At 63.2% G+C, this 261-nt stretch carries 1 protein-coding gene; it reads left to right on the top strand.

What is annotated here, in order from left to right; all coding sequences use genetic code 11:
* Positions 1 to 261: PAS domain-containing protein (locus R0J87_RS21720; RefSeq protein ID WP_498888901.1), on the top strand; the 261-nt coding region annotated here is incomplete at both ends.

Genomic DNA, 261 nt, shown 5'->3' with positions numbered 1-261 from the left:
AACCTATCGCATCTTCGGCGTAAAGCCGGATGGCGAACCCTCCTACACCGACTTTCTTGCCGCCATCCATCCCGAGGATCGGGCCGCCGTCGAAGACGCGGTCCGTGCGGCATTGGAACGGAGGGCGCCGTATGCCTTGGATCACAGGATTGTGCTGCCTGACGGCAGCGAACGGATCGTCCACGAGCAGGCCGAGGTACGCTATGGCCCCGACGGAAACCCCGCGGAAATGGTTGGCATCGTTCAGGACGTCACCGACCG

It is taken from the genome of Halomonas sp. SIMBA_159 (assembly GCF_046536035.1).
In the GTDB taxonomy this organism is placed as follows: Bacteria; Pseudomonadota; Gammaproteobacteria; order Pseudomonadales; family Halomonadaceae; genus Vreelandella; species Vreelandella venusta_A.
Note: the sequence above shows the minus strand (reverse complement) of the source record. Positions and strands in the feature narration are given on the sequence as shown.